Annotated in this window: 26 protein-coding genes and 1 pseudogene; 16 read left to right on the top strand and 11 right to left on the bottom strand. The window is 54.6% G+C overall.

Features of this window, described 5'->3' with window-relative positions; all coding sequences use genetic code 11:
- The first annotated feature begins 34 nt into the window (after positions 1–34).
- On the top strand, positions 35–1,891 hold the full coding sequence (locus tag TURPA_RS15620) for an LTA synthase family protein (protein ID WP_014804273.1): 1,857 nt from the start codon (positions 35–37) through the stop codon (positions 1,889–1,891).
- A 1-nt stretch (position 1,892) separates the two neighbouring features.
- Here the strand turns inward: TURPA_RS15620 and nagZ are convergent, their stop codons facing one another.
- Both nagZ and TURPA_RS15630 read right to left on the bottom strand, forming a co-directional pair.
- Positions 1,893–3,260: a beta-N-acetylhexosaminidase gene (gene nagZ, locus TURPA_RS15625; protein WP_014804274.1), complete on the bottom strand. Its 1,368-nt coding sequence runs from the start codon at positions 3,258–3,260 to the stop codon at positions 1,893–1,895.
- Positions 3,247–3,408 carry a hypothetical protein gene (locus TURPA_RS15630; RefSeq protein WP_169314427.1) on the bottom strand — a complete coding sequence of 54 codons (162 nt, stop codon included), beginning with the start codon at positions 3,406–3,408 and terminating at the stop codon, positions 3,247–3,249. Before TURPA_RS15630 ends, nagZ begins: the two co-directional genes overlap by 14 nt.
- 140 nt (positions 3,409–3,548) lie before the next feature.
- Between TURPA_RS15630 and TURPA_RS15635 the strand changes: the two genes are divergently transcribed.
- Positions 3,549–4,955 (top strand): hypothetical protein, encoded by a 1,407-nt coding sequence (locus tag TURPA_RS15635; RefSeq protein WP_014804276.1) that lies wholly within the window; start codon positions 3,549–3,551, stop codon positions 4,953–4,955.
- 20 nt (positions 4,956–4,975) lie between these two features.
- Here the strand turns inward: TURPA_RS15635 and leuD are convergent, their stop codons facing one another.
- Together leuD and leuC are read right to left on the bottom strand one after the other, a co-directional pair.
- Positions 4,976–5,578: a 3-isopropylmalate dehydratase small subunit gene (gene leuD, locus TURPA_RS15640; protein WP_014804277.1), complete on the bottom strand. Its 603-nt coding sequence runs from the start codon at positions 5,576–5,578 to the stop codon at positions 4,976–4,978.
- Between the two features lie 29 nt (positions 5,579–5,607).
- Complete coding sequence (leuC, locus tag TURPA_RS15645) at positions 5,608–7,041, bottom strand: 3-isopropylmalate dehydratase large subunit (protein WP_041948563.1); 1,434 nt, start codon at positions 7,039–7,041, stop codon at positions 5,608–5,610.
- A gap of 101 nt (positions 7,042–7,142) precedes the next feature.
- Here leuC and TURPA_RS22145 point away from each other — a divergent pair, with 101 nt between their 5' ends.
- The 3 genes from TURPA_RS22145 (at position 7,143) to TURPA_RS15660 (ending at position 9,296) form a co-directional block, all read left to right on the top strand.
- On the top strand, positions 7,143–8,021 hold the full coding sequence (locus tag TURPA_RS22145; protein ID WP_014804279.1) for a LysR family transcriptional regulator: 879 nt from the start codon (positions 7,143–7,145) through the stop codon (positions 8,019–8,021).
- Between the two features lie 121 nt (positions 8,022–8,142).
- Positions 8,143–8,547 (top strand): TraR/DksA family transcriptional regulator, encoded by a 405-nt coding sequence (locus tag TURPA_RS15655; protein WP_014804280.1) that lies wholly within the window; start codon positions 8,143–8,145, stop codon positions 8,545–8,547.
- A gap of 26 nt (positions 8,548–8,573) precedes the next feature.
- On the top strand, positions 8,574–9,296 hold the full coding sequence (locus tag TURPA_RS15660) for a uracil-DNA glycosylase family protein (protein ID WP_157210525.1): 723 nt from the start codon (positions 8,574–8,576) through the stop codon (positions 9,294–9,296).
- A 141-nt stretch (positions 9,297–9,437) separates the two neighbouring features.
- Here TURPA_RS15660 and TURPA_RS15665 read toward each other — a convergent pair whose 3' ends face one another.
- Positions 9,438–9,680 (bottom strand): hypothetical protein, encoded by a 243-nt coding sequence (locus tag TURPA_RS15665; protein WP_014804282.1) that lies wholly within the window; start codon positions 9,678–9,680, stop codon positions 9,438–9,440.
- A 220-nt stretch (positions 9,681–9,900) separates the two neighbouring features.
- On the opposite strand from TURPA_RS15665, the pseudogene TURPA_RS24040 reads away from it, so the two are divergent.
- Positions 9,901–10,143: pseudogene (locus TURPA_RS24040) on the top strand (RNA recognition motif domain-containing protein); the annotation flags it as partial.
- Between the two features lie 290 nt (positions 10,144–10,433).
- A complete protein-coding gene (gene mutL, locus TURPA_RS15675; protein ID WP_014804284.1) occupies positions 10,434–12,188 on the top strand; it encodes a DNA mismatch repair endonuclease MutL in 1,755 nt (584 codons plus the stop codon).
- Here mutL and TURPA_RS15680 read toward each other — a convergent pair.
- From TURPA_RS15680 to TURPA_RS15700, 5 genes are read right to left on the bottom strand one after another with little or no spacing between them, the layout of a single operon-like run.
- Positions 12,172–12,957, bottom strand: coding sequence for a RibD family protein (locus tag TURPA_RS15680; RefSeq protein ID WP_342612522.1), 786 nt, complete (start codon positions 12,955–12,957; stop codon positions 12,172–12,174). The genes mutL and TURPA_RS15680 overlap by 17 nt on opposite strands.
- Positions 12,843–13,352: a hypothetical protein gene (locus TURPA_RS15685; protein WP_014804286.1), complete on the bottom strand. Its 510-nt coding sequence runs from the start codon at positions 13,350–13,352 to the stop codon at positions 12,843–12,845. The genes TURPA_RS15680 and TURPA_RS15685 overlap by 115 nt, the downstream gene beginning before the upstream one ends.
- Positions 13,353–13,393: 41 nt before the next feature.
- Positions 13,394–14,635: a hypothetical protein gene (locus tag TURPA_RS15690; protein WP_014804287.1), complete on the bottom strand. Its 1,242-nt coding sequence runs from the start codon at positions 14,633–14,635 to the stop codon at positions 13,394–13,396.
- A 13-nt stretch (positions 14,636–14,648) separates the two neighbouring features.
- A complete protein-coding gene (locus TURPA_RS15695; RefSeq protein WP_014804288.1) occupies positions 14,649–15,068 on the bottom strand; it encodes an ExbD/TolR family protein in 420 nt (139 codons plus the stop codon).
- A 1-nt stretch (position 15,069) separates the two neighbouring features.
- Complete coding sequence (locus tag TURPA_RS15700; RefSeq protein WP_014804289.1) at positions 15,070–15,837, bottom strand: MotA/TolQ/ExbB proton channel family protein; 768 nt, start codon at positions 15,835–15,837, stop codon at positions 15,070–15,072.
- A gap of 101 nt (positions 15,838–15,938) precedes the next feature.
- Here TURPA_RS15700 and TURPA_RS15705 point away from each other — a divergent pair, with 101 nt between their 5' ends.
- Positions 15,939–16,979, top strand: coding sequence for a fibrinogen-like YCDxxxxGGGW domain-containing protein (locus tag TURPA_RS15705; RefSeq protein WP_157210526.1), 1,041 nt, complete (start codon positions 15,939–15,941; stop codon positions 16,977–16,979).
- A gap of 99 nt (positions 16,980–17,078) precedes the next feature.
- Positions 17,079–18,614, top strand: coding sequence for an OmpA family protein (locus TURPA_RS24170; protein ID WP_014804291.1), 1,536 nt, complete (start codon positions 17,079–17,081; stop codon positions 18,612–18,614).
- Between the two features lie 95 nt (positions 18,615–18,709).
- Here the strand turns inward: TURPA_RS24170 and rpmG are convergent, their stop codons facing one another.
- Positions 18,710–18,868: a 50S ribosomal protein L33 gene (rpmG, locus tag TURPA_RS15715; RefSeq protein ID WP_014804292.1), complete on the bottom strand. Its 159-nt coding sequence runs from the start codon at positions 18,866–18,868 to the stop codon at positions 18,710–18,712.
- 284 nt (positions 18,869–19,152) lie between these two features.
- Here rpmG and efp point away from each other — a divergent pair, with 284 nt between their 5' ends.
- The 7 genes from efp (at position 19,153) to TURPA_RS22150 (ending at position 26,329) form a co-directional block, all read left to right on the top strand.
- On the top strand, positions 19,153–19,719 hold the full coding sequence (efp, locus tag TURPA_RS15720) for an elongation factor P (protein ID WP_014804293.1): 567 nt from the start codon (positions 19,153–19,155) through the stop codon (positions 19,717–19,719).
- Positions 19,720–19,757: 38 nt separating this feature from the next.
- Entirely contained in the window at positions 19,758–20,969 is a 1,212-nt protein-coding gene (locus tag TURPA_RS15725; protein ID WP_014804294.1) for a hypothetical protein, read from the top strand.
- Positions 20,970–21,192: 223 nt separating this feature from the next.
- On the top strand, positions 21,193–21,663 hold the full coding sequence (locus TURPA_RS15730; protein ID WP_157210527.1) for a hypothetical protein: 471 nt from the start codon (positions 21,193–21,195) through the stop codon (positions 21,661–21,663).
- A 37-nt stretch (positions 21,664–21,700) separates the two neighbouring features.
- Entirely contained in the window at positions 21,701–22,756 is a 1,056-nt protein-coding gene (locus TURPA_RS15735; protein ID WP_041948565.1) for a FecR domain-containing protein, read from the top strand.
- 30 nt (positions 22,757–22,786) lie between these two features.
- The gene (locus TURPA_RS15740) at positions 22,787–23,194 is read left to right on the top strand and encodes a hypothetical protein (protein WP_014804297.1); all 408 of its coding nucleotides are present in this window, start codon (positions 22,787–22,789) and stop codon (positions 23,192–23,194) included.
- An 81-nt stretch (positions 23,195–23,275) separates the two neighbouring features.
- Positions 23,276–24,220: an alginate export family protein gene (locus TURPA_RS15745; protein WP_014804298.1), complete on the top strand. Its 945-nt coding sequence runs from the start codon at positions 23,276–23,278 to the stop codon at positions 24,218–24,220.
- 135 nt (positions 24,221–24,355) lie between these two features.
- Positions 24,356–26,329 (top strand): NHL repeat-containing protein, encoded by a 1,974-nt coding sequence (locus TURPA_RS22150; RefSeq protein WP_157210528.1) that lies wholly within the window; start codon positions 24,356–24,358, stop codon positions 26,327–26,329.
- The last annotated feature ends 68 nt before the right edge of the window (positions 26,330–26,397 follow it).

A 26,397-nucleotide genomic window follows, 5' to 3' on the forward strand; every position in this document is an offset into this window, starting at 1 on the left:
ATTGCCAACGCGTGACAAATTCAGGCTTTAAGCAATGGTTCGCATGGCTTTGCCTTTTGTCTTCTTTTTTGCGCTCTATCATGCATTGTTGCTGGCCTTCGTGGGGGCGGGGGGGGCAGGTCTGATAGAGATTCTGCGCACTTCTGTGGCTGCGGCAGCACTTTCGCTGCTGTTTGGGCAGGTGACACCTGCGCTGCTGCGGCGGCGGCTGGCAGTTGCACGCGGCCTCTACATCGCGCTGGGTTCGGCCCTGGTGCTGCTAATGGTTGTCGCGTTTGGTTTTGCCCGGCTTTATGAGCGGCCCTTTGCCTTTGGTTTCGTGCGCACCGATACGGCCTCGATCTGGAAAGAGAATATCGTTTCGGGTCTCTATGAACTCGGCACCGCACATCTTTTGCTTGCGGTCGGTCTTGCCTCGGCGCTTGTCTGGGCAGCGAGATCGGTTACCTACGCCACAGTTTCGTCTGCGCGCCGCACCCTGGGCGTTTCGCTCGGTGCAATCGTCGTCGTGGCGGCATGCAGCTATTGGTGGGGATATCCCACTCTTATGGCAAATCCGTTGCTTGCGGCATTTGCTCCGCAAAAGCAGCGGGTTTTGCAGGCAGACGTTGAGCTGCGGGATAACGATCTGGTGCCTGCGCTCGAATCGCCAGAAGGCTTGCAAAGATTCGCCGCAGTGGATGCGCCCAGGGCCGAGCGGCGAAACGTCATTCTTTATTTTCTCGAGTCGACGCCGGCGAGTGTCATCGGCAAACGCATTCAGGGTAAAGAGGTCACGCCGAACCTCAACCGCCTTGCAGCAGATTCTCTTTATTTCACGCGGCATTACGCCAATTTTCCGCTCAGCATCAATGCGTTCTACAATGCTTTTTGCAGCGCGTATGCTTTGCCCGACGGCGCGTGGATATCGCTCTCTTTGCCCGACTTTAATGTTCCATGCCTCTCAGAAATTCTCGCCGCCGAAGGTTACCGCTCGATCGCGCTGCACGCAGGGTATCTCGGCTATGCGAAACAAAAGCGGTTCATGCAGAAACGCAGCTTCACCGAAATGCACGACGCCGAAACGCTCAAGAAACCGCCGTACGCCGAAGGCATGGGGCCGTGGGGTGCAGCTGACGAACGAGCGATGATTCGACCTCTCAAGGCCTTTGCCGCAGCGAAGCCCATGTCGCCGTTTCTGGCTGTGATGTTCGCTTTCGCTCCCCACCACCCCTATAATGCGCCCGACGGCATCACGCCCTTCATCACAGGCGACCCTGATCTCAAAAAATCGCAGATCAGATATTTCAATTCTCTGCACTTTGCCGATATGGCCTTCGGTGAAATCTTATCAGCGCTGAAAGATCAGGGCATTCTCAAGAACTCGGTTCTTATTGTTGTGGGCGACCATGGTGAGGCATTTTACGAGCACCCAGGCAACTATAACCATCCCTTTTTTCTCTATGAAGAAAATATTCATGTGCCTCTGATAATCAGCATCGACGGGGCCCAGCCGCAAAAAATTGACCGCGTCACGTCTCACGTCGATATTTTACCGACGGTGCTCGACCTGTTGAAACTGAGCCACCGGGTGAGTCCGATGCACAACGGCAAATCGATGCTGCGTGCGGGCCGGCAAAGTCTTGCGCATCTGCAGGCCTATTGGCAAGACGAGTTTTCAGGCATCGTCGATGGTCGGTTCAAATACATACGCAAAGGTACGGGTGGCGAAGAACTTTTTGATTTGCTTGCAGATTCCAAAGAGTTGCAGAACATCGCCGCAGTAAAGCCGGCGGTTGCCGAACTCTACCGCAGCCTTACCGCCAAAGCGTTTGCACAAAAGAAAGCCTATTACAAAAAATACGGCAACTACGAGCTCACGCGCTTCAACCCCGCGAGTCAGGACCAGTAATTTAACCCTTATTCTTTCGGCCAGCGAGCCAGATGGGCCCGCCCTTCTTTTTCGAAGGTGACCACTTGATTTTCGCGTATTTCTGTTGCAGCGCCTCGGTATCGTAGAGTACCCTGGCGCTCTTTTTTTTCGCCACCCGCTCTTCGCCATATTGCCGGTACCAGGCAGCTTCTTCTGGCGTGAGGTATTTGCCCGCATCGATGTAGGGCAGTTTCGCAGTCAGTTGGTTCATGACTGCGCGTTCAAGGGCTGAGCGCTCGCCGTCGCCATTCGATATTCGGGGTAGATCCCCGTTCTTAATGGCTTCGAGAATTTTCGCTTTCGCTTCAGGCGGTTCTTCTTGCCACGAAGTATAGAGCATCACGTCGGCACCGGCCTTGATTGCGGCAACCGGCCGCACGATGTGAGAGTAGTGTTTGCTGAGTGCGCTCATTTCCATCGCATCGGTAAACACGACTCCCTGAAATTTCAGATCGCCGCGCAGTGTCGTCGTCAGCCATTTTGCTGAGAGCGTCGCCGGCGCGTCTTTATCAACCTGTGGGTACAAAATGTGCGCGGTCATCACCGCCTGTGCACCCGCCTGAATCGCTTTTTCAAAAGGCACCAGCTCAAAGGCCCGCAACTCTTGCAGGGGTTTGTCGATCACCGGCAGAGCCCAGTGGCTGTCGACGTGCGTATCGCCATGGCCGGGAAAATGTTTTATGACGGGTAGAGATCCACCGGCAAGATGCGCAAGCCTTGCGCCTTCTTCAAACGGTAGGGCGCAGTCGACGACGGCCTTAATCGTCGACCCGAAGCTGCGCAGCCCAATCACCGGGTTATTCGGATTGTTATTGATATCGACGATGGGGGCGAAGAACACATTGATGCCCAATTGCCCGAGGCCGTGGCTCACGTGATACCCGGTTGCCCGGCAGAGCTCGCTGTCGCCGGTTTCGCCGAGGTTCATCGCAGGCGGTGTCTGCAAGACACCGTCGCGCACGCGCCTCACATACCCGCCTTCCTGGTCGGTTGAAATCAGAAACGGCGGTATTTCGAGTTCTGATGCGAGTCGCTGCAGATCAGATGTCAGCTTCTTGATCTGCGCCGCGTCTTCGAGGTTAAAGCCAAAGAATATAATGCCGCCCGGTTTGAGCTCGGTAATAATCTTGCGGTTCTGCTCGGTCAGTTCGGTGCCGGGTATCGCGATATGTATCGGCTGGCCCGCGAGTGCCGCATCGTCCAACGCTGCGAAGGCGCCGTTCAGAATCTTCTGGGTAAGTCGGTTGTATTTTTGCGGCAGGTACAGAAATTTCCACAGAGCATAGAGGCCGGCGCCCAGGGCGAGGCCAACCAGAATCACCAGAATTGATTTCTTACTTTTTCGCATCGAATGTTTCCCCATAGCTCAGTAGCGCTTGCAGTTTCTTGTCTTTAGTCCAGATGCGGGCATTTACCCGGCGGCCGGCTAAAAACAGGGCAAAATCGCTAAGGCCGATGCCGCGGGAATACGCTTTCATTTCGCCCGCTTCAAGCAAGAGATTCGGGCAACTGACCAAACGCAGGGCAGCAAAAAAGCGCAAAAAAAGTCGCATTTTTCGCTGCGCCCGCGTCCAACAAAAGGATGCGGTTGCCTCTTGACAGATTGTTCAAGATAGGTCAACTAGGCTGAAAATCCATGCGAACTCTCCGTTACGGTCTTTGCGCGCTCGTTCTTGCCCAGGCGCCCGCTTATGCGGCAGAACCCGCAAACGACCTCGCACGCGTGGGTATCGTCAAGTTCATCAATAACACCGGCAGTGAAGATTTTGGTTGGGTTGAGCAGAGTCTGCCCGATGCGATCGATACCTCGATGAAGGCCCGGTTCGAATACCAGCGGCTTGAAGAAGACAAGGTGCAGTCGGCTGCTTCACAGGTAAAGCCGGGCCCGACCGGTTATTCGCGTGAAGACGCTGAGAAAATCTCAACCCTCTCGCAGGCGGATATATTAATTTACGGCAATTTCTACCCTGATACCGAAGCCGACGAACTCGTACTCGATGCAATCATTTACAATGCAGCCGGCAAACGCGTGATCGGCCGGGTCGAAAACCGCACCCCCCTCAACGCCAAGATATTCAAGAACATAGACCAGATGGCCGCGGGTATCGTGGCTGAAATCTATAAATTTGCACTGCAGTCGAGCCAGGATAGTGGCAAGAAGAGCAAGCTGAAGCTGCTCGTGCTCGTACCATCATACTCGACCAGCGAAGAAGAAGCGCAGGCGAAGCAAGAGCTTGAATCGCTGAAAGTGGAGCTGCAGGCGAAAACACCCGGGCGGTACCTCACTATTTTCGAATTTTTTGATGAATACCACGTCGTCGAAAAGGAGCAGCAACTTTCGCTCGGCTATGCAAAACGCCGCGAGCGCACGCAGCTGCAGCTGTGGCTTGAAAATTATGGTGTCACCAATGCGATGATTGTTCTCGTCACTGAAAATAAGGTCAACATTACCGCGATTGGCGCTGCAAAATCAGCGCAGGTCTCGTACGCGGTCAATGCCTCGCCCGAAGAACGCGCCAAGCAGCTTGCGGCGGTAGAAGAAAAGGTGCGCGCCAAGGTCGAAATTCGCAAAGACGCAGGCGTCGGCAACGTCGCATTACACTGGGGCGCTGCGGTCAGCAAGGGGTTTCTCTCTTCGGGCGACAGGTTAGGAGTGATGACCGGCCTCAATATTCATGCCTCATGGCGCATTCACCGCTATTTCGAGCCGCACCTGCAGGTAGAGGCTTACTATGGCTTTAAGAAAGAGAATGTTTCGCAAATGCTCGGTGGCAGTGCAATGGCTGGCCTCGGCTACACCTTCTCATCAGGAAAATTCGCCGTGCAACCCTATGCCCTGGGCGGCATTTTCGCTGCTGAAATTAAGGCAGTCGCCGGAGTTTTTAACGTACTATTGCCTGCGGCAGGCTCTGGCCTCATCGTCAGCTATTTCGTTTCACCCACCTGGGGTTTTACTCTGAACACGCACGCACAGTACGTCTTTGATAACAGCAGTCCGGCGCTTTTCGCCGGTGCGACCCTCGCGACGACGCTCAGATTCTGACCGAAAGCCTTTATGCGCTTTCAGCCAATCGCCATACCGGCAGCCATTTTGCTCTCGTGGGCCGAGATGGCATCGCCGAACTGCAATGTCCAGCCGATGTCGTCGAGACCGAGAAGCAGCTTTTGCCGCAGAGCTTCGGGCACACTGAAAGATATTCTTTCATTACCGAAAGAGAGCTCGTTTTTCCCGAGGTCGATGGTAAATTCAGTGCTCGCGTCTTTGGCAACAGCCTGAAACAGCTTTTCAACTTCTGCCGAATCGAGTTTCAATGGCAGAATACCGTTCTGAAAACAATTGTTATAGAAGATATCGGCGAACGACGGAGCAACGATGACTTTGAAACCGTAGTCGGCGAGCGCCCAGGGTGCATGCTCGCGCGATGAGCCACAGCCGAAGTTGTCGCGGGCCAGCAGAATCTCCGCACCCTTGTGAGCCGGCTTATTGAGTACAAAATCCGCATTTTCGCTGCCGTCGTCTTTGAAGCGCCAGTCGTTGAATAAGAATTGGCCGAAGCCCGTGCGTTCGACGCGCTTCAGAAAGTTCTTTGGTATAATCTGGTCGGTGTCGACGTTGGGCATGTCGAGCGGGGCAGCTTTTGAGGTTACAGTCTTAAATTTTTCCATTGTTGTTTCTCCTTAAGCTCGTTCAAAGATCACGCAGTGATCTCTGAACGAGCGTCTACAAAGTGACCGTGAATCGCCGCTAGTGCAGCCATAGCGGGTGACACGAGATAAGTGCGTCCACCTTTGCCCTGACGACCCTCAAAATTGCGGTTCGATGTTGATGCGCAGCGCTCGCCGGGTTCGAGCACGTCGTCATTCATCGCCAGGCACATCGAGCAACCTGGCTCGCGCCATTCGAAACCGGCCGATTTGAATATTTCGTGCAGACCTTCTTTTTCGGCCTGGTCTTTGACGCGGTGGCTGCCGGGCACGACCATCGCGAGTTTAATCGAACCGGCAACCTTGCGGTTTTTGATGACTTTCGCCGCTTCGCGCAGGTCTTCAATGCGCGAATTGGTGCATGAGCCGATAAAAACCTTATCGAGTTTGATCTGGCCGATCGCGGTACCTTCGGCAAAATCCATGTATTCGAGAGCCTTCTTGATGCCGACCCGTTCTACGTCGTCTTTGGCGTCGCTGAGTCTGGGCATGTTTGCCGTGACATCGACGACCATTCCCGGTGAAGTACCCCAGGTTACCTGCGGTGCGAGGGTGTTGCAGTCGATTTCGACTTCAACGTCAAACTTTGCGCCCGGGTCGGTCTTGAGCGTACGCCAGTACGCCACGGCTTTTTGCCAGGCCTCACCTTTTGGCGCATGCTCGCGGCCTTCGAGATACGCAAATGTCTTGTCATCTGGTGCTATCATGCCTGCACGCGCGCCAGCTTCGATTGACATGTTGCAGATCGTCATGCGGCCTTCCATCGAGAGCGCTTCGATCGCTTCACCGGCGTATTCGAGGACAAAACCTGTGGCTCCGGCGGTGCCGATTTTGCCGATCAGCGCAAGCACCATGTCTTTCGCATAAACGCCGGGGTTGAGTTTGCCCTTAAAATTGACGCGCATCGTTTTCGCCTTTGACTGCACGAGGCACTGTGTCGCGAGCACATGTTCGACTTCAGAGGTGCCGATGCCAAACGCAAGCGCTCCGAACGCTCCATGCGTTGAGGTATGCGAATCGCCGCAGACGACGGTTTTGCCCGGCAGAGTCAAGCCCAGTTCGGGGCCGATCACATGCACGACGCCCTGATTATAGCTTGAAAGGTCGAAGCAGGGTATGCCAAATTCGGCGCAATTGCGCTTGAGAAAATCCATCTGTTTGGCGCTGATCGGGTCTTTCACGGGCTTATCCCGATCTTTAGTCGGTACGTTGTGGTCCATCGTAGCGAAAGTGAGGTCTGGCCGGCGTACCTTGCGCTTTGCCATGCGCAGGCCGTCGAATGCCTGTGGACTCGTGACTTCGTGAATGAGGTGCAGGTCGATGTAGATGAGGTTCTTGTTCTCTTCGCGCTTAGGCGCACCCGGCGCTGAATAGATACCCACGAGGTGTGCATCCCAGACTTTTTCAAAAAGCGTTTTTGCCATACCATGAACATACCACATATTTTCCATAAGTCAAATAAATAATTGATATGTTATCTATAATAATTTCTTATGCCATAGAGCGAAGCGCTCCGCTTTCAGAAATGGAAATACGCCAGTTCAGATACTTCGCCGAAGTCTACCGCACGGGCAGTCTGTCGCTCGCGGCCGAAAATCTCTCGATGACACAGCCAGCGCTTTCTCAGCAGATCGCGCTGCTTGAACGCGAGCTGAAGACCCGGCTTTTCGATCGCTCGCGAAAAGGCATGACCGCGACCGAGGCGGGCGAAGCGTTTGCGCCACGCGCCGCTCTGATACTGGCACAGATTACCGACCTCGAAACGACGTTGAGGCCCAAAGCGGAACCCGGTGAAGTGACGTTCGCGGTCGGCGAAACCCTCGCAGCGCATTTTGTGCCTGCGCTCATGAAAAAACTCAAAGTCCGCTTTCCTGAAACGCGGTTTCGGGTGCGCGAGAGCAACCTGACCGAAATGAAAACTGCGCTGCGCGAAGGCCAGGTGGATTTTGCGCTCTCACCCGAAATGATCGACGACAGGGCCTACACCAACCGCTATCTTCTCGAAGACGAGATATTACCGGTCGTGCAGGCCAACGATGCGCTCGCGACGCGTCCCGAATGGGAGAAAATGCGGCACCGCGACTGGATACTCTTTCAACCGGGCTCTGCGATCAGAAAAATTTCTGATGCCATCTTCTCGGGTGTCGACAGAAAATTTACCCCGCGTATCGTTATGGAACTCAGTAGTGTCGCGGGCGCGGTACACTGTCTCGAGGCAGGGCTTGGTATCGGTTTTATATCCGCACTTTCGCTGAAGCCAGGACTGACGCCGATTCGTGTGCCGGCGCTGGTGCGCAGGCGCCGTTTCTACGTCAGCTACCGTAAAAACCACGAGCGTGCGCTGCCAATAGTCGAGGCAATTCTGGCAAACGCGACACCCGACGCGCAAATAGCCCGCAGGTAGAGCTTAACCCGGGTTTTCTCGTTGTGGTTCCCTGTTTTGTGCCAAAAAACAGCCCAAACACCGCGCATATTTCAATGCAAAAAAACTTGACGGTCATTTACCAAAATGGTAAGTTCCGGCAATGGCTAAATCTCCGTTTTCTGCAAAAGAACTCACCGAGTTCAAAGACCAGCTGCTCGAAAAAAAAGAGCACCTGATAAAAGAGATTCAAGGCAAAGAAGCTGAACTCACCAGCGGAGAAAAAGACGAAGTCGGCGACATGGCAGACCTCGCTACCGAGCTGATCGAGCGCGAGCTAAACATGTCTCTCTCAGAGGTCGACCGTTCGCGCCTCGAAGAAATCGATGCAGCGCTCAATCGCATCAAAGAAAAAACCTATGGCATCTGCGTCGATACGGGCGAAGTAATCAACAAAGCCCGTCTCAAAGCGGTGCCAGAAGCGCTCAGAACCCTCGCGGCGCAAGAGGCGTACGACAGGCAGATGCGCAAAAAGAAAACCATGCAGCGCATGCCCGATCTCGACTGACGTGGTTGTTCTGCGGGGCAACCTGGTTGCGTGTCGATCTCTATCCTGAATTTCTAGAAATACTCGCGGCCGCGAAGGGCCTCGTCGCGGGCAGGCGCTTCTTTCTTTGGCGCGGAGAGCACGAAAGCGAGCCTGAAGGGGTCGATTTTTCGTTTCGGCCGGTCGTGTCAGAAAAACTGGTCGAACGCACGCTCGACAAGAATGCCTGCGTTCTCTGCACGCAGCGTATCTCGTACAAGCGGGGCCAGTTCAGTCCACAGCATCCGTCGCAGCCCTACCTGATGCTCGTACACAACGATTTTCTCGGCCCCCGGGGCGGCATCTATCAGAACAGCGAAGAAGACAGCCTCTTCGGCCGCATGGTCGAGCGTGTGCTCGGTTTCGCCCCGGCTGAGGCTCTTGTGCGCGAGGTGTTGCGCTGCCATTTTGCAGCCGAGCACCTGACCAATGCGGATCTATTACAGAACTGTTTCTCGCACCTGCGTGCCGACATTGAACACTACGGTATAAAGGGCATTTTGCTGTTCGGCAAGGCTGCGAGCCTTGTTTTTCCCGACAAAGCAAAACTCGAAAGCATGCAGGGGCAGGTATTCGAATGGCAGGGCGTGGCAACCACCGTCTGTGCGGGGCCCGGCAGGCTCGTCTATATGCGTGAGAAGGGTTTTGCGAAAGAGGCCATCGATGCTGAACGGCAGAAGATTTTTGCCGCGCTGACCACCTTTAAAGAAAAAATCATCGGGGGTGTTTAAAAAATCGCCGTGCAGGCGAAAACGCTGCATTTGCCTGCGGCAAACACACGCCGAGCGGCCTATTCAGGCCGGTTTCCGCCCGAGCGCCGCGCATGTGCAGCGCGGTACGCGATTTTTTGGACACCCCCGATGCAAGGCAGATTAACCGCCTGTTTCTTCGGTTGAAGCTTCGCTTTCTGCTTTTTTAGCTTTCTTGCGCTTCTTCTTGCCTTTTTTGGCTTTCTTAGCTTTTTTCGCTTTCTTGCCTTTTTTACCTTTTTTGGTATCTTCTTTTGCTGGTTCTTCTTTCGCTGGTTCTTCAGCTGAAGGTTCAGCGTCTTGTGCTACTGCAACGCCACCAAAGAGTGTGAAAGCGAGCAGCAATGCCAATAATTTTTTAAGCATTATGTTCTCCTAAAGACTTATGTTTGCGATCAGAGGGTTTGCCAATGGGCGCGCGCCCACGAACAAGCCTCAAATCACGCGTCAATAATAATACGTTGACAAACCGGATTATCGGACAATTTTGGCGGCGGAATCCGGCAGGATTTCAATTTTTTCAGAGTGTTCGAAGGTCAATTGTCGTCGGCGCGCTGAGAGTCTAGAACTGGGAGATCAAAACTAAATGAATATCTATGTGGGAAATCTGGCGTACAACGCCACTGATGAAGAGCTGCGTTCAGCGTTTGAGGCATTCGGTCAGGTAACGTCGGTGAAAATCGTGCGTGACCGCGATACAGGCCGCTCACGCGGGTTCGCATTCGTCGAGATGGAAGATGGCGAAGGCGCGCAGAATGCAGTGGCTGAGATGAATGGCAAAGACCTGAAGGGCAGAAATCTGGTCGTCAACGAAGCACGTCCGCGTGAGCAGGGCGGCGGCGGTGGTTTTGGCGGCGGTGGCGGCGGCGGCCGTGGTGGTTATGGCGGCGGCGGCGGTGGTGGCCGCGGCGGTTATGGCGGCGGCGGTGGTCGCAGCGGTGGCGGCGGTCGTGGTGGCCGTGGCGGCGGCGGAAACTTTCGCCGTGACCGCGGTGACGAAAACGTCTGGTAGATTCTACCACTTGCCCGCAAGGCCCAGGTCTGTGCGGGCTAAACACAAAAAAGGGGGGACATGCGTCCCCTCTTTTTTTTACAGCTAAACGCAGTTAAAAATAATTCATGTCCCGTATTCAAAAACTCGACGCAGCGCTGATCGCGCAGATTGCCGCCGGCGAAGTCATCGAATCGCCCGCAGCCATTGTGAAAGAGCTGGTCGAAAACGCGCTCGACGCAGGTGCAACGTCGATTGATATCCGCGTCTTGGGCGATGGTTTCGATGAAATACAGGTTCGCGATAATGGCACGGGTATTGTTGCAGCTGATCTCGAGCTCGCCGTCACAAGTTTTGCGACGAGCAAGATTTCTTCGCTCGAAGACCTGCTGAAGGCGCGCACTATGGGCTTTCGCGGTGAAGCGCTGGGTTCAATTGCTTCGGTAAGCCGGCTCACGATCGAATCCCGGTCGAAGGCCGAAGAGCATGGCTCGTCGATTCAGGTCGACGAGCACGGCAGGCAGATCGCACCGGCGGCTATCGACGCGGGCACGCGCGTTGTCGTCCGTGACCTGTTTTATAATGTACCTGTGCGCCGTGACTATTACCAGAATGTCGCCAAAACACGCAAACAGCTGAGCGAGATGTTTATCGCCCTCGCGGTGGCATCGCCGGGCGTCGCGTTTCGTTACGATAACGCCATCGATGAGCCGGTGGTACTGTCCCGGCAGGCAGCTGTCATCGGCCGCATGCAGGGCATCTGGGGTGAAAAGATCGCGCAAGATGTAATGCCGCTTTACCACGAGGTCAACGGCATCGCGCTCGAAGGTTATATTTCCCGGTTCTATTTTTACCGCACTCATGCCTCTGATGTGCGTTTTTGGGTGAACCGTCGCCCTGTCGTCTATAAGCCGCTCGTGATGCTGCTCAGAAATGCATACGGCGAACTGATGCCGAAGGGGCGATTCCCGTTTGCCGCGCTCTTTCTCAGTCTACCCGAAACCGAGGTGGACGTCAATGTGCACCCGCAGAAGCGCGAAGTCAGATTTCGCGACGAGAAGCGCGTGCTGTCGCTGCTGCGCGACGCATTTCACCGCACGATATCAGAGGGGGGTGGTATTGCCGCGCACTCGATGGTGCGAATGCCAGGTAACATGCCGGCGACCGCGGGATTATCGCGGGAAGAACCGCCCGATCAGCGCGATGCAACGGCATTTCACCTGCCTCTGTTCGAGAAAGCGCCCGAAAATTTTACCGAAGCGGGCGCCGAATTATCTGCCAGCGCTCAGGCGCGGCCTGCGGTGCCGCAGAACCTGGTGCTGCATTCGCGCATCTTCAATACGTTCATTGTGGCTACCAACGACGAGGGCCTGTTTCTGATCGACCAGCACACGGCGCATGAGCGCATCAACTATGAGCGCTTTCTGCGCCGACTCGCTGAAAAGCGCGACATGGCGCAGCAGCTGGCGACGCCCGTCGCTTTGGGTATCGCGGCGCCCGACCGCGGCCGCATTCTCGCAAAACGGGACACCCTGGCAGTAATGGGGTTTATGCTCGAAGACCTCGGCCCTGCGGGGTTGGCGCTGACCAGCGTCCCTTCATACCTTGACCCGGGTGAAGAGGGCGATGCGCTGCAGAAAGCGGTCGCGATCATCGAGCACGACGAAGAGGCCGACTCTGCAGTGCTATTTGACCAACTGGCGAAAGACCTTTCATGCCGGCATGCCATTCGCAAGGGCGAAACAGCCTCATTAACCGATTTTGCCGAGCTGATCGATCAGCTACGCCGGTGTGCATCGCCGCTCAGATGCCCGCATGGCAGGCCGACAATTGTGCGCATCGACGAGCGCGAAATCTTTTCTTATTTCAAGAGACAGGTTTGACCTTTGGGGTCGGGCGCTGCCTGCGCACATAACGAAAGAACATTTCGTCGCCGCGTTTTTCAGCCCGCCGCAGGCGAAAGCGCTCGAGCGGCAGAGAATTTTCGCTGACGACACTGCGGTCGGTAGTCTTGCCACCCCAGAGCAGCGGCAATAGAGTCAGAAAAAACTCATCGACGAGGCTGTGGAAAAAAAAACGGCCATTGAGGCTCGGGCCGCCTTCGAGCAGCAGTTTCTGAAAACCCCGGCCATAGAGCGAAGCGACGATGTCGCGCACGTCTTTGTACCGGTTGAGCTGCCATGGGTGGGTTAAATCGGGCCAGATTTCAGCCAGCGTTGCGGATTTAGCAGTTTCTGAAATCCACACTTCGCCTTCGATTTTGCTGTGCTGCAAGACCTTTAGGCCCGCTTTGAGAGGCTCGGCGCTGTTCAGAACAATCACGGGTCTTGGATGCGAACGGCTGTGCGGTTTCGTGCGCACCCGCAGATCCATATTGTCGTGTTCGAGGGTTTTGCGCGAGACAATGAGACAGTCAGCCCATTCGCGCAGGCGATCCATACGGCGGCGGTCTTCGCTGCTGCCGAAGTTCCAGGCTTCAGTCGGGTGGGCGACATGGCCATCTAACGTCATGGCCATGTTGAGTCGCAGCGTGGGCTTCAGAAGAACTGGGCGCGACGAATATCGGCCTTGATATTGAAAATGGCAAGCAGCGCACCGGCCATGCCGAAAAGAAAATAGGTCGCAAAGGTGATCGAACCGATCGCGATAAATGTCGGCGCTGTAAACGAAGGGAAAAGCAGGCTGCCCGGCACCTCGCCAAAAAGCACCGCCAGCTGGCCTACCGGCAAAAGACCGCCGATAAGGCTGCCGCAGAAATAAATGTATTTCGCAAGCACTTTGCCGAACGGGTTATACCCAATCGCCAGAAGCAGGCTGTAGAGTACCGTTGATGCGATGGTGCTGACAATCGCGAACTTGATCGTGAGCCAGGCTGACTGAAAAAGACCGGGTACCTGTTTCTTGTGCTGGTAAAGATTCTTGATGATATTGTAGGCTCCGCGGCCCTGAAAGAAAAAGAAAATATAGTTCAGATAAGGCAGGTGAAGAAAAAGGCTCGTGGGCCCTGAGTTTTTCTGAATGCGTATCTCTTCGCCGACGTCAAGCATGAGGGAAAAGCCTCGTTACGCCGGGCAGTGTCAATAATTAATCATTGAGGCCGCCCTGATTCGAACACGATGCAGGTCACATCGTTTGCCGGCGCTGCAACGAGCAGAAAAAGTTCAAAATTGCGCCCTGCAAGAACGAACTGCTCAGAGCGCCTTAACCCCGGCTCAGAGAAGTTCTTCGCAGCCAGATTAAACTCGAGGTAGGCTTTCATGTCAGATTCAAGCTGTGCCCAGGCGTTCAGCCATTCAGGGGGATTCAGAACCGTCACGCGCCTTGCCTTAATATCGTAGCGGGCGACCAGCGGCGAAAGGGTACTAAATACCCTCGCCGTGAGTTCACGGGTTTCTTCGGCGCGGCGAATCGCCAGGTTCAGCGCGCGCAGGTCTTCGCTGATCGTGATCAAGAGCCTTCTGCCAGAACTCTCAAGTTCGAGCGGTATGCGATACGTGCGAAAGTGCCAGTGTATGCCGGTCGTGTGCACGAGATTTTCGTCGGGTTCGATATGGTAGGTCACGCTGCGCAGCACCTCCTGGTCGAGGCGTGAGACAGCTGTGGCCGATGTTTCAGAAAAAGTCGTGATGTTCGAATTGCGGGCGTCGGGCCGCAGGTCATAGGTCAGCTGCGCGGCGCTGTTGAAGAACACATATTCGAGCGTAATGCCGTCTTTGATGATGATCGGCAGCGGAATGCTGTCGAGCGTGTTCGAGTAAAATTCGTTTTCCAGCCGCCGTAGCCTTTCAGTCGCGAAATACTGCCGGCGCATGAAATAGAGCGCGGTGAAGCCACCGAGCGCAACCGACATGCTGAGAATATGCCTGATAAAATCGCGCTCTGCGGGAAGCAATGGGCTTTCCCATTGCGGCAAATAGCGCAGCACGAGAGAGAAAAAAACCGGAATCAATGTCATGACGATGATCGTCACGCGGCGCGATTCAGAGAACATCACCCAGGGCAGTAGCGCAATGATCCACCATTTGAGCTGGTGCACCTGTCCAAAGCCGATCAGCCATGACATGAATGCCACGACCATGTAGACGCTCGCAACAACGACGATGCTGCCCAGGTAGGGCTTACCGCGCGACATGAGGTAAATGCCGCTGGCGCATATAGGGGGATATATCAGGTAATAGACAATGAATATGCTGTTCTGAATCAGCAAGAGGAAGGTGGGTATTGCCAGAAAGACCAACAATAACAGCGCGATACTGACGCGCGCTTCAACTTTGTCGTGCCAGGCTAGAGCCGCGCGGCGTTCAAGAAAGATGCCGGCGGCCGATTTCATCGGTTTCTATGTTTTAGTATGTCTTGTCTGCGTCAACCGCAAGGCCGACCTTAGATGCGCCTGCAGCCTTTATCTTATCGAGTACAGTGAGCACCTTGCGATACGGGTGATCGCCTTCGGCGCGCAGAATCACAGCGAGGTCGGGGTAGGTCTCTTTCGCCGCTTTGACCTGGTCGAACACGTCGTCGAGGTTTAGCGCCGGCTTATCTTGAATAAACAGGTCGCCGGTTTTCTTAATCGTCACGGTCAACCGGTGCGGCTCGCTTTTTACCGCCGCCGCGTTCACTTTCGGCAGATTGACAGGTATCGTTTTGTAACGGGTAAATTCAGCCGTGACCATCAGAATAATGACGAGCACGAGCATGATATCAACGAGCGGTGTGACGTTGATATCACTGATCGGCCCAGAACCTTTTTGCGACGAGCCGGCCATATTATTTGTTCAGGCGAATTGCCCGAATCAGGGTTGCAATCTCTTCAGCCTGCGATAGTTTATCTTGTACGATACGCGATAATGCGTTATAGGCGATCACCACGGGAATAGCCACCGCAAGGCCCATCGCCGTCGCGATCAGGGCTTCAGAAATACCGCGCATCACGACAGAAGGGCCCGAGTCGCCCATTTCGGCGAGGTCGCGAAAGGCTTTCATGATACCGAGAACAGTACCCAAGAGACCGATGAACGGCGTGTTGTTACCGAGTGTCGACAGAATGACGAGTCTCTTTTCAAGCGAGCGGCGTTCGGCAATGAGCGCCGCCTCAGCGTATTCTTTCATCGCATGCTCGCCTTTGTCCCAGCCTTTGAGCGAGAGGGCTGCCACACGGCCTTCGAGGCCGTATTGCGATTCAGCGGCTTTTTCGGCTACCTTATCTATTGCATCACCTTTGTGCAGTGCTGCGGTCAGGTATTCGACGAGGCCCGCGCTGTCGCCACGCACTTTGCGCAGCACATAGACGCGTTCAAGCACGACAAAAAGCGCCAGGTTGAAGATGAAGATCATGACCCAGACTGTCGGGTCTGAACCAAAATGCCAGCGCCCGGCTTCGGCAAGCGTATTGGCTGCCGCGGGGGCAGCTTCAGCTGCCGGGACAGGTGTTGCTGCAGCCGGTGCCTGACCAGCCGCTGGTGGTTGCTGCGCATTCAGCAGCAAGGTCGCAGAGAGCATCGTGACCGATGCCACTATAAAGAGACGGTATCGCATAAGGCACAACGGGACTCGCGCAGACGGCGTAAAGTTTTCAGAGTATGTACCCAGGTACAATTCTCCGTTGACTTGATGGCTTAACCCACAGAATCGGGTCAATGGTTCACCGGAGCTGTGCGCGCGCAAGCAATGTCTTTTTTGCCTGTTTGGCTTTTCTTATAGCTTGTACAAGAACGGATACACGATCGATGCTGAACTTAGGTTTTATCGAAACCGTGCGCGTTCAGAACGTGCGCCTAATCAGCCTGAATACGACTTCGGTCACCTTGAAATGGGACGTTGTACCGCCCGGAAAAAGCACTGTTGAGCTGAGTACCAACGCAATATTCTCGTCGATAGGTTTTTCTTCAGGGCAATTATCAGAAACCACCTATACGTTTACGGGTTTGGCCGTCAATACGACATATTTTTACAGGGTGCGCCTGCAGAGCGAGGCCGGCCAATATAGTGAATATGCGCCAAACCCTGTCGGTTCATTCACTGTACCCATCGATATGAATCCATCGTTGCCGCGTCGAAGTTGTTTAGAGCTGCACCAGTTGTTTCCCGCATATTCCTCAGGCACCTATAATCTCGATACCGATGGGGCAGGCCCAAACGCACCATTTCAGGCCTACTGTGATATGACTTTTACCGATGGCGACACCGCCGGCGGCTGGACCCTCATTGCCGCCTATAACGACAACCAGGGTATTTTCCTGCATACAGACACCATGGCCACAGTCGTCTCGCCGGGCCCGAATCAGAAGGCGTTTATGGCCTATTCGCGCATGGAGCCGCTCTCGAAAGGCGGTCAACAGATTGCTTTTCGGCAAAGTGGTTCAACAACGCATTATCTCATCAGCCGCCGGGGCACCCCACAGGTCGCCTTGCTGAGTTATGCCGGTGTGGGCTCTGCTGTGAATATTTTTCCCGGAATGAATGTTGCGAGCAAAGTAGATCTGGCATGGATTCGGGGTTCTGGCGTTGCCACGTCGCAAGTGACGGCAACCTGCGTCCCCGGAGGCGAGCCTTATCCTGAGGTCGTCTTTCAGACCTGTGGCAATGGCTCGGGTTTCCATTTCACCCCGCACACCGGCATTGCGAACTGGAATAACAGTGTTGCTTCAGGGATTAATTTTGAAGTATTGTTACGATAACAATGCTTCATGGCGCAGAACGATCTTAATCATACCAGCACCAGCTGGCAGGTCGCGTTTTTTGAAAGACGAAGCGACGCATAATTGCGATTATACTCTATGCGCCTTACCTTAAGCCTGTTCTTGTTGTTTCCTCTGGCCGTGTTCGCCGAACTGAAAATCACCTCGCTCGGCAATACCGTGAACTCGCGTTATGACGAGCTGGCACCGGTGCTTTCGCCAGACGGCAACACCATCTTTTTCTGCCGCGAAGGTCACCCTGACAACGTAGGCGTCAGAACTATCGTCGACGGCGCGAGCGCACTGCGTGACGATCAGGATATCTGGATGAGCCGCAAACGCCCTGACGGAACCTGGACAGACGCCGAACACCTTAAAGCCGCATTCAATTCGCGCACATACGATTTTCCGATTGGCACTTCGGCCGATGGCCTGACGCTCTACATCGGCAATGTCTATAACAAAGACGGCAGTGTGGTGCCGGGGGTATCAAAGACACGGTTCTCGAAAGGCAAATGGTCGTTTCCCGAACCATTGCGGATTCAGAACTTCTACAACGATGCCAACCTGGTGAACTATTCGCTCTCTGCTGACGAACGCACTCTCATACTGAACCTGCAACGCAAAGATACCGTGGGGCGCATGGACCTCTACGTCAGCTTTCTGCAGCCAGACGATTCGTGGTCTGAGCCGATGAACCTGAGCAACGAAATCAATTCAGCGTTTATGGAGGTAACGCCTTTTCTCGCGTCTGACAACAAAACTCTCTATTTCGCGTCGAATCGTCCCGGCGGTACGGGCCAATTCGACATGTACATGTCACGGCGGCAAGATAACACCTGGACACACTGGAGCGAGCCGGTTAACCTTGGCCCCAAAATCAACACGACGGGAAACGACATCAATTACGTAATCGCTCCGACTGGTGACTATGCCATCTTTTCGTCTGACACTCCCGGCAAGGGAAAAGACCTCTACCGCATCACGCTGCCCGAAGAACTGCGTCCCGAAAAATCGGTTATCGTTTTCGGCAAGGTCGTCGGTAAAGACGGGCAGGGTGTCGCCTCGCGTGTTGTGTTTGAGCGCCTCAGCGACGGGGCATTACTCGCGCGCACTGAAACGAGTGAAAACGGGGAGTTCAAGATGAACCTGCCGATCGGTGAAGTTTACGGCATTCACGCTGAATCGGGCGGTTATCTGCCGCAGAGCACAAACATCAACCTGCGTGACGGTTTCACCAAAGAGACCCCGATCGAACTGACAATGACCCAGATGAAACCGGGCGCGAAAATGCCGATCAACAATATCTTCTTCAAACAAGGTTCGTACCAATTGTCGAAAGACTCCTATGCCGAGCTGAACCGCCTCACGAAAATCTTACGAAACTACAAAGGGATTAAAATTGAAATCGGCGGTCACACAGACAACACCGGCAATCAAAAGGCCAATATGGAACTGTCAAAAAACCGTGCCCGTGCCGTGATGGACTATCTGATCGACAAGGGTTTACCCCGGGCAAATATCAAAGCAGTCGGGTATGGCGAATCGAATCCGGTGGCATCGAACGCGACAGCTGAAGGCAAGAAGAAGAACCGCCGCGTTGAGCTGACGATTCTGTCGATAGAGAAGAATTGATAATCTTGTCACCCTGCGACCCGTTACGGGTCTCAGCCTCGGAGCTTGTCGAAGGGTGACCACCGGCGCCATACTTCGACGGGCTCAGTCTGACGCTACTTGGAGGCTTTTTTCTCGACGAATTTGACGTGCTTGCGAATCTTCGGGTCATATTTCATGACTTCGAGTTTGCCGCCCTGCGCCTTCTTGTTGCGGGTAGTGGTGTAAAAGAAGCCCGTACCTGCAGTGGATTCGAGTTTGACGATTTCGCGCATGCGTCAGGCGCGAGTGGCAAAACAGGGTGTAAAGCCTATTGTGGCCGGGGCAGGCCATGGCACATGTTTTTTTCGATTGGGCCTTTAAGTCTGCGGCGGCTAAAGTCGAAGCTGATAGTAGAGAACTTCCCCCCAGTGGAGGTTTGGCCATGGCGGGTTAAAACAACCTGCTGTGGGCGTCTTCTCGCCCGTTTACTCCGAAAGAAAAAAATCCAGCGGAGTAAACGGGTTTTTTATTGCGCAAAACAGGCTTTGCAGCCTGTTTCGCGCAAAAAGACCTCCACATGATCAATTCGAACCACATCAAGCGTGGCATGGCCCTCAAGGTCGATGGTGACCTCGTCGTTATCCAGAGCTTTGAACACCATAAACCGGGCAAGGGCGCGGCGATTGTGCGCGTACGCATCAAGTCGCTGAGTAAGGGCACGACTGTCGAGCGTACCTGGCGTTCGGGCGAGATGCTCGAAGACGTTGAACTCGAAAAGCGCAACGTGACCTTCAACTTTGAAGATGGCGATCAGCTGGTCTTTATGGACAGTGAAACGTATGACCAGATTCACGTCGATAAATCTGACCTCGAAGACCTGCTAAAATTTATCAGCGACGGAATGGAGTTCCAGATTCTGCTGTACGAGGGCAAGCCCGTGAGCGTGATTCCGCCGAACTTTATTGTCGCGAAGGTCGAATACGCAGAAGAGGGGCTAAGGGGCGATACGGCGACGACCGCCTACAAAGAAGTAACCGTAGAAGGCGGTGGCAAGATTCAAACCCCGCTCTTCGTCAAGACAGGCGACATGATCAAGATCGACCTGCGCGATATGACCTACGTTGAGAGAGTGAATCAAAAGTAATTGCCTGCCGCAATTACTTTTGATTGGTCGTACTCGTTATGGCCGGTTTAGCCGCGGCGTTCGATCTGTTTCGCGGCGGGCTTTTCGCTGAAGCCAAGGCCGCAGCTCAGCAAATTCTGGCAGATGAGCCGCAGAATATCTGGGCTTATTACCTTGCGGCGATCAGTGCTGCGTTCGAGCCCGACCTCAAAGAATTCGAAAATTATCTCGCCGAGTTCGAAGCGGCGCTCTTGCACACGCCCGGCCGCCCGCACGAAACCGATGCCCCGCTGTATTTGCACTATCTGAAGGCATGGCATGCGCTGCTGGCCCGCGACGTCGAGAAGGCGCTGTGGCACTACCTGCAGATCGCAGATCAGCCAGAAGGCTGGCTCGCGAGGTCACTGATCAAGAAATTTCGCAAAGTCAAAGAGATCACGAATCCCGCGTTTCATGCGGCCGACTACGTGGTATTGCCTGCAACTCTGCCGCCGCCGAAAAGACCACTACCGGCGAAATCTCCGCTACCGGCAATTCTACCGCAGAAAGAATCGACAGGTTGGCAATACGCCAAACCGCGCCAACTGAAGCTGCCGCAGATTCGGCTCGCGGCGTTTTCGTGGTGGCGACTGATGATCGCGCTGGCATTCATGTCGGTCGCCACCACCGGTTATTTTTACCACCGCTACCGCAGCGCACGGGCTGCCGAGCCGCAGGTGCCGCAATTGCAGGTCGCCGATTCAGCCGCGGTGATGCCGGTGGTCGACCCGGCAAAGATACTGTACCGCTATAAAACCCGAGAGGCCATCATCGCTGATTTCGACAGGGCCAAAGCAAATCTCAAGGCGAACAAAGTCAACCAGACACGGTACCTGCTGTTGCGCCTGTTGCATTCGAATGCGGATTTTCAGACGCGCGAAAAATCGCGCCTGTTTGTCGGCTTTATTCCCGAACCAGATTTTGCGGCTTTCAACGACAATCTGCGCCTGAAAGACCTGTTCGAAGATATCAGGCTGCGGCGTGACAGCCTTGTTGTCATCGGCGGTGAATTGCGCGATGCGATCGCCGAGGGTAAGGGTATGCTTTACCAGTTTATCGCCAACGAAAACGGCGAAGAGTACCGTATCCACGCGTACCGCAGCGAAATTGTTAAAGAAGAAACTCGTTCTGAAACACAGGGCAAACGAACAGTGCAGGTCTATGGTCGTTTCAAAGGGCTTGTGGGCGCGCAGCAGGCAATCTACGTTGAAGCTCTGCGCGTCTGGCGATAGGATGTTGAGCCCATATAGATGTACCTGTATACCTGCAAAAAGGATTGCAGGCCTTTGGCTCTGTATTGTTTCGCCCCCCATGCAGGTTGGTGCGCGGGCATTCTCGTTATTCTTTGTATCAGCTTTGCTGGCCGCATTTGTTCAACCCGTTCACAGCGAAGGCGGGGCGGGTGCGTTAGAACTCGAAATTTTGCGCGGTGTAGCGGTTTCTCCTGCGGCCACCATGCGCGATCTCTGCGACATCGTACTGATTCAGCGTGGCGAACTTGAAAAGTATCCGCAGGCCGCCAGTCGGTGTGAGGCCGTTGCCGCGCAAAAAATCTATGAATTCAGTAAAGGGGATATCCCCCTTATTATGCCGGTGACGGCGGGTGCCGCGAGTAAAGCAGCCATCAATGCGCATGGCCTCGAAAAGTCCTTTATGTTCGCCCTGACCGGGCTCGAGTGGTATGCGGTGCAATCGGCCGAACACCTGGGGCTTGTCAAAGCGCGGACGGCTCACTACAAAAAACTTTCCGGCGAAGAGCTGCTGGCAATATTTGAAATTGCATTCGATCAGGCCGAGGCGAAGAGCAAATGGCAGAAGCCCGTAAATCCATACGAGCCTTTCGGCGGCAATTCATATGAAGAAATCAATAAAGCCTACGAAAAGATGACCGAGACCGGCAAAGAGCCGACAAAAAACAAAAAGTAGGTTCTCTATGAAAAAAGGTTTCTTGCCGCCGCGCGGGATGATCTTTACGCTGCTGCTTTTTTTCACCTGGGTTTTTTCACTTCAGGCCGAAGCACGGTTTGCATCTCTCAAAGGTACGGTGCAAATTTATGAAAAGCAGAAATGGGTCAATGCGACCGCGCAGACAAAATTACCATCAGGAGCGATGATACAGACCGCGTACCGCAGCCAGGCGGTGGTCATCTATCCGCAGGGCGGTCAGCTCGCCATCGGCCCAAACACACGCGTGACGATCTTTGATAATCCGGGGGGGGCAGGCACCGACCGTGAGATGATGATCGACCATGGGCAGCTGAGCGCATTTGTCAAGAAAGGGCCCGAAGGTGCGCGAAACGCATTTCGCATTCGATCACCCACGACCGTCGCGGGTGTACGGGGGTCGCTGATTGCCGGGCGCCTTGTCGGCCAGACGCTGACGGTAAGCGCCATTCAGTCGGCTGCGCAGATTGAAATGAGCCGGCAGCAATCGCGCATTCGTTCTGCTGAACTGCAACTTGCCAATGCACGCAAGAATCTGGCCGACCAGCAGGCGCGCGTCAAGGCTACAGAAGAATACGTTAAGCAGCTTAAAGATGAAATAAAGACGCTCGAGGCAGATAACTCACCCCGCAATGCGGCCAGGCTGAACCAGGCAATTCGAATGCTCAATCTTTACTCGAACAATGTTGCGATCTATTCGGCAGACCTGAAAAAGATGGAGCAGTTCGAGGCGACAGCCGTGACAAAACTGGCGGCTGCAAAGGCTGACCTAGCGGCAATTGCGGCTGAAGAGAAGGCACTGATTGAAAGCCTCGAAAAAAGTCAGCCCACAAAAATTGCAGAGGGTGATTCGGCGGCTGCAGAGGGAGAAATCATACCACCGCTCGAATCGGAAAAAAAGAAAGTGCGCCCGGCAAATCTCACGACTGTCGGCCAGACAGGCAGCGAAGAAAAGTTCACGCAGCAGAGCGACGTAAAGGTCGGCGTGGGCAGCGACTTTCAGCAGATCTACAATAACGTTAATTCAGTCACGCAACCGACGTCGACGGGGTTGCCTACGCTCAAAAAGCTCTGAGCGTAGCAAAAAACCAGGGGCACCATTTTCATGAAGAAGTTGATTTGCGCAATGACTATTGCGGCTGTAACCGGCGCGGTAACAGCACAGCCGAAGCAGGCTGAAGAGGCAAAGCCTGCCGCCGCGACCGGGCCGCTTGAGGCACCAGCAGCCGGTGCCGATCATTTTTTTCGGGCAGGTCTTTTGGCGACCACGACCTATTATCAAGATCAGGTCTTGAAGCAAGGCCTGGTGAACGGCAACTACCGCCCGTTTGCAAACTACGCGTATAACGAAAAATACAGCTTCATGGTGCGCGGCAATCTCGCGCTGAAGTATTACCCCGAAAAACCGGCGAGCGTCGAGCGTCAGGTAAATGCGGTCGGCATTCTCGAAATCACCTCGTTCGAAGGCAATTTCGGCAGGCACAGCGTCACTGCAGGCCGCAGCTTCTACTAAACAGAGCAGGGCATTCTGTTCGCGAATTTTGCCGATGGGGCGGCATATTCGGGCGATTACGCGTTCGGCAGGGTCAAAGCAATGGCGCTCTATTCAGCAGACTACGGCAAGAGTGCCTGCTACATCAATATCAACGGTTGCGGGGGAGATCCCAATCCGTTCAACACGATACCCGGCTTGCAGCCCGATGCCTCGGTCACCGGTTCGGGCCAGCGCATCTTTGCGACGCTCGAGTACACCAGCCGCGCCTTTGATTTTGGACCGCTGAATACCACGGCGATGGCCTACGGCGTCTACAGCAAAGACCTGATCAAAGAAAGTTCTGCGGTCGTCACGCGCTATGAATACAATCCGTATTACGCGGGGCTGGGCGCTTTGGGTTACATTGTGAATGCAAAACTGCAGTATCGTGTCGACGGTATCTACCAGGGCGGTAATGCGTATAATCTCACTTCAAATGGTGAATCGCTGCAGACAAACATCATGGCTGCAGCGGTGCTTGCGCGGCTCGATTATTCGCTGCCGGTGCTGACCTCGACTGACACCCGGCTGAGCGGCGAATTTGCGATGGGCTCGGGCGATGCGGATGCAGCTCGTGCTGGCACGGCTTCGCAGTCGAACACGGCAGGCAGTTATAATGCGTTTCAAAGCTTTGGGGCCTATTCGGGCGGACTTGCGCTGAAGCCCCGACTCACGAATTTACAGATCTACCGCGGCGGTTTTGCGCTGCGGCCGCTGAAATTCTGGTATTGGGGGCGCAACGTCGGCCTGCAGGCGAAGTATTCGCTCTACCGTAAAAGCTCGCCTACCGGTGGTATTTCAGATTCCGGCGCGACCGAGGCGTCATCTGATGTCGGCATGGCGGGTGATGTAGGGCTTACTGTCACTGCGCGCAGCGACCTGCAGTTCTTCTATGGTTTTGGAGTGTTTAAACCCGGCGAGGCTTACCCGACCACTGCCGCCGATGGTTCAGATGGGCGTGTGCTGAGGCAGGCGCATATTGTTAGTTTGACGTTGGTGTTTTGATCCCCCTCCCGTCCTCCCCCGCAAGCGGGGGAGGTGCCCGCAGGGCGGTGGGGGACACTAGGAGTTACAATGAAAGGAATGAAGTTATTGGCTGGATTTTCAATGTGTTTGGGGCTGATGGCCTGCAAAGGCGATGTGTCTCCTGCCAAACTTAGCGGCAACGCATCTCTGCGCCTCGCCGATGGCTCACCCATTTCACAATCCGCCACAACGGAGTATAATCCGTACGTCGTGAAAATGCCAGATGGTTTTCTCATGCTTGTTTTCGGTTCTGACCGCTCTTGTGGCGGATGTACCGCCGGGACGCACAACATTCTGGTGGCGCGGTCTCTGGCTGCATACAACGACGACGCCAGGCTGCCTGCTTTCAGCACGCCGACGGTATTTACTGTGGGGGGCACGCCGCTCAATTCGGCCACCGCAGTGAGTTTTGTCGCAACGAAGAGCTCCGCACTGCTGCGCATTTATCTGGCTAATGCCGGTATAATACAATACGCCGAGCTAACACCGACGGCGACGCCTTATAATGTGGCGGCGTTGTCATCGATCGCCCAGGCGACTCTGGCGCGTTCAACGCTTCTGGGTATCGACGCAACCGGGGGCAAACTGTTCGCCAAACATGCGTCTGCATCGCAACCGTTTTATTTTGAGCCGATGCAGAATACCCGGGGCATGACGCGCATATCAGCCAGCACCGATGCAACAGCTGTGCTCCACGTATCAGCGGACACGACGGGCCAGTCGGACGCATTTCTTGCGCTCGTGAATGGCGCTGTCGTGAGTGTGTCACACGGCGCTCAGGGCGCAGAGCTGACGCAGCTTGCGGCGGTCTTCAAGAATGCGAAGGTCAATGTGAAATCTCTGAGCGTACTCCATGCAGCCGCGAAAGCTGGCGAATTGGTGTTTCTCTCAGGCAGTGAAGCTGGCGATACAAAGCAGGATCTTTTCGTACTCGAAGGCTCGAACGCCGGCTCACTTTGGGAAACCCTGAGCTCGCGACCCGCTTCGGGGTCAGCTGCCTATGCGGCCTGGACACAGCCGCAACTAACGGCCACGCGCGTCTATGGACAGAATGGTTCATTCACCTGTAATGTGATCAACAACAATAACTCGGGCTGCGTCTCTGGTGGGGCCACGCCCAACGACAGGAGTTTTGAGCGTGCCTTTACGGTTTCGGTCTCTGACAATGGCATCTATGTGGCCGATCAATACAATAATCGCGCCCTGTACTTTCCCGGGGTTTCTCTGAGTGCCACGCGTGTCTACTGCCAAAGTGGTAATTTTAACACGCGGATTTTTGGTGGCACTCCGAATTCGCAGACTTGTCGTGGCCAGGGCACATATGGCAATGTACCATCAGTCTTTGCGGATAATTCTGGCGTGTACCTGAACGATATTGAGTCCAGTCGTATTCTCTACTTCGCGGGCACAAATATTGATGCGGCGTCGGGTTTGGGCGGTCGCGTCTACGGACAGGCCGGCAATTACGCGACATTTGCGTCCTCTACTACAGACCAGGGGCTATTCAATCCCGATTCCACTGCCGCAGATGCGACAGGTGTTTACGTGGCAGACACTTTCAATAATCGCATATTGCATTACCCGGGCACATCAACCACGGCAGATCGTGTTTATGGCCAGCCAAACTATACCACGAATACGGCAGGGACTTCGGCTACAAGCCTCAACGGTCCACGTGGTTTGGCGATTGCGCCCGACGGGTTGTATGTTGCAGATACGGGGAACAACAGAATAGTTTTCTTTCCCGGTACGTCGACGACCGCCAGCCGTGTTTATGGGCAGCCAGACTTTACGTCGAATACGGCGGGTACAACAGCTGGTTCGTTAAATTCTCCGTGGGGTATTCGCTTTTTCGCAGGTGGTATCTATGTGGCAGACTACAACAATCACCGCGTGCTCTATTTCGCTCCAGAGGCCACTGTGGCCACGCGCGTATGGGGGCAGGGCGGCAGTTTTACGGCAAACACCGCGAACAATGGGGGACTATCGGCAAGTTCATTGAACTTTCCTCCTGGGCTCGACGTTGACCAAACAGGACTATACATTGCCGATTCTCTGAACCATCGCGTACTTTTCTTTCCGCGCTGACTGCAGAATTTCGCAAGTCCCGTTAATGCGCCGCACTATATACTGACAGTGGCGTCATTATTTTGCAA

This window comes from Turneriella parva DSM 21527 (assembly GCF_000266885.1).
Lineage (GTDB): Bacteria > Spirochaetota > Leptospiria > Turneriellales > Turneriellaceae > Turneriella > Turneriella parva.

What these genes read in the sequence shown, in the direction of transcription:
- TURPA_RS15620 (WP_014804273.1), top strand. Translation starts at nt 35, where the DNA reads ATGGTTCGCATGGCTTTGCCTTTTGTCTTCTTTTTTGCGCTCTATCAT.
- nagZ (WP_014804274.1), bottom strand. Translation starts at nt 3,260, where the DNA reads ATGCGAAAAAGTAAGAAATCAATTCTGGTGATTCTGGTTGGCCTCGCC.
- TURPA_RS15635 (WP_014804276.1), top strand. Translation starts at nt 3,549, where the DNA reads ATGCGAACTCTCCGTTACGGTCTTTGCGCGCTCGTTCTTGCCCAGGCG.
- leuD (WP_014804277.1), bottom strand. Translation starts at nt 5,578, where the DNA reads ATGGAAAAATTTAAGACTGTAACCTCAAAAGCTGCCCCGCTCGACATG.
- leuC (WP_041948563.1), bottom strand. Translation starts at nt 7,041, where the DNA reads ATGGCAAAAACGCTTTTTGAAAAAGTCTGGGATGCACACCTCGTGGGT.
- TURPA_RS22145 (WP_014804279.1), top strand. Translation starts at nt 7,143, where the DNA reads ATGGAAATACGCCAGTTCAGATACTTCGCCGAAGTCTACCGCACGGGC.
- TURPA_RS15655 (WP_014804280.1), top strand. Translation starts at nt 8,143, where the DNA reads ATGGCTAAATCTCCGTTTTCTGCAAAAGAACTCACCGAGTTCAAAGAC.
- TURPA_RS15665 (WP_014804282.1), bottom strand. Translation starts at nt 9,680, where the DNA reads ATGCTTAAAAAATTATTGGCATTGCTGCTCGCTTTCACACTCTTTGGT.
- mutL (WP_014804284.1), top strand. Translation starts at nt 10,434, where the DNA reads ATGTCCCGTATTCAAAAACTCGACGCAGCGCTGATCGCGCAGATTGCC.
- TURPA_RS15685 (WP_014804286.1), bottom strand. Translation starts at nt 13,352, where the DNA reads ATGCTTGACGTCGGCGAAGAGATACGCATTCAGAAAAACTCAGGGCCC.
- TURPA_RS15690 (WP_014804287.1), bottom strand. Translation starts at nt 14,635, where the DNA reads ATGAAATCGGCCGCCGGCATCTTTCTTGAACGCCGCGCGGCTCTAGCC.
- TURPA_RS15695 (WP_014804288.1), bottom strand. Translation starts at nt 15,068, where the DNA reads ATGGCCGGCTCGTCGCAAAAAGGTTCTGGGCCGATCAGTGATATCAAC.
- TURPA_RS15700 (WP_014804289.1), bottom strand. Translation starts at nt 15,837, where the DNA reads ATGCGATACCGTCTCTTTATAGTGGCATCGGTCACGATGCTCTCTGCG.
- TURPA_RS15705 (WP_157210526.1), top strand. Translation starts at nt 15,939, where the DNA reads ATGGTTCACCGGAGCTGTGCGCGCGCAAGCAATGTCTTTTTTGCCTGT.
- TURPA_RS24170 (WP_014804291.1), top strand. Translation starts at nt 17,079, where the DNA reads ATGCGCCTTACCTTAAGCCTGTTCTTGTTGTTTCCTCTGGCCGTGTTC.
- rpmG (WP_014804292.1), bottom strand. Translation starts at nt 18,868, where the DNA reads ATGCGCGAAATCGTCAAACTCGAATCCACTGCAGGTACGGGCTTCTTT.
- efp (WP_014804293.1), top strand. Translation starts at nt 19,153, where the DNA reads ATGATCAATTCGAACCACATCAAGCGTGGCATGGCCCTCAAGGTCGAT.
- TURPA_RS15725 (WP_014804294.1), top strand. Translation starts at nt 19,758, where the DNA reads ATGGCCGGTTTAGCCGCGGCGTTCGATCTGTTTCGCGGCGGGCTTTTC.
- TURPA_RS15730 (WP_157210527.1), top strand. Translation starts at nt 21,193, where the DNA reads ATGCGCGATCTCTGCGACATCGTACTGATTCAGCGTGGCGAACTTGAA.
- TURPA_RS15735 (WP_041948565.1), top strand. Translation starts at nt 21,701, where the DNA reads ATGATCTTTACGCTGCTGCTTTTTTTCACCTGGGTTTTTTCACTTCAG.
- TURPA_RS15740 (WP_014804297.1), top strand. Translation starts at nt 22,787, where the DNA reads ATGAAGAAGTTGATTTGCGCAATGACTATTGCGGCTGTAACCGGCGCG.
- TURPA_RS15745 (WP_014804298.1), top strand. Translation starts at nt 23,276, where the DNA reads ATGGCGCTCTATTCAGCAGACTACGGCAAGAGTGCCTGCTACATCAAT.